2 protein-coding genes are annotated in these 1,408 nt (G+C 59.8%); both read right to left on the bottom strand.

What is annotated here, in order from left to right:
- A partial coding sequence (locus ACXRVY_RS29135; RefSeq protein WP_458238975.1) for an alpha/beta hydrolase occupies positions 1-684 on the bottom strand: 684 nt, incomplete at its 3' end.
- Between the two features lie 34 nt (positions 685-718).
- Complete coding sequence (locus tag ACXRVY_RS29130; protein ID WP_046031808.1) at positions 719-1,138, bottom strand: organic hydroperoxide resistance protein; 420 nt, start codon at positions 1,136-1,138, stop codon at positions 719-721.
- Between the last annotated feature and the right edge of the window lie 270 nt (positions 1,139-1,408).

Below are 1,408 nucleotides of genomic sequence, written 5' to 3'. Positions count from 1 at the left end.
GAAGTGCCCCTCGGCAAACTGGTTGTAGGACGCCGTTTCGAAGTTGGCATCAGTCACCGGCCACAGCAGCACCTGGAACTTGATCGCCGGTGTGCCCTTGTCCTTGGCCATCAGCGCAACCACCGCCGCCATGTTGCCGCCGACACTGTTGCCGGCTACCGCCAGGCGCTTGCCATCGACGTTGATCTCTTTACCGTGCTCGGCCACCCATCGGGTCGCCGCGTAAGCCTGGTTGATCGCCACCGGGTAATGCGCCTCCGGCGACGGCGTGTAGTTCACGAAGRCAGCCGCTGCACCCGAACCCGTCACCAGGTCACGTACCAGCCGCTCGTGGGTCGGGAAATCTCCCAGTACCCAGCCACCGCCGTGGAAGAACATGAACACCGGCAGCTCACCCTTGACCCCGGCCGGCCGGACGATGGTCAGGCTGATCGGTTGGCCGTCGACTTGAATGGTCTTCTGGCTGACATCGGCTTTTGGCAGCGTCAGCTTCACCCCGGCCTGCGCGCCTACCAGAACGGCGCGGGCCTCGGCGGGTGTCATTTGCTCCATCGGCTTGCCGGTGCCGGCGTTCAGAACGTCGAGGAATGCCTGGGTGTTGTGTTCAACCCCGGTACCTGCAAACGCGTTGCCGATGGACATGGCGAGAAGGGTACCGGTCAAGACTTTGCTGAAAGTGTTCATGTTCATTTCCTGTTCGGGCCTGATAGGTCAGCTGTTAGACGGTGACGTGCAGACGCACATCGACGTTGCCACGGGTGGCGTTGGAGTACGGGCAGACCTGGTGGGCCGCATCGACCAGTGCTTGTGCATCGGCTTGTTCAAGGCCCGGCAGGCTGATGTGCAGGTCGATGTCCAGACCGAAGCCGCCAGGGATCTGGCCGATGCCGACGTGGGCGGTGATCGAGGCGTCGTTCGGGATGCTGCGCTTGGTCTGGCTGGCCACGAATTTCAGGGCGCCGATGAAGCAGGCGGAGTAGCCGGCGGCGAACAGTTGCTCAGGGTTGGTGGCTGCGCCGCCAGCACCGCCGAGTTCTTTCGGGGTGGCGAGTTTGACGTCGAGGATGTTGTCGCTGGAAACCGCACGACCGTCACGGCCACCAGTGGAAGTTGCGATTGCGGTGTAGAGAGTTTGCATGGTGAAAGCCTCGTTCGGGGTTTGTTTTTTTTGCGCTAAATGTTTGCGCGCTAAGTAAGTGCGAGATGAATGTATCGCGCTAATGTTTAGCGCGCAATATAAAATTTCAAAGAAATTTGAAAAAGACGGAAAGGCAGCGGAGGCGTTTTGGTTGGAAGTGTTGAACTAGAGCTATCGAGGGGGATGTTTCAGTGGGGATTTTTTTCAGGAAGAGGTGGCGAGCCCAATTTTCTGGTGGGCCGCAGAGCTACTGTGGGAGCGAGCTTGCTC

Source organism: Pseudomonas sp. P5_A2_2, from assembly GCF_054177685.1.
The sequence above is the reverse complement of the archived record's forward strand: the minus strand, read 5'-3'. Positions and strand labels throughout refer to the sequence as shown.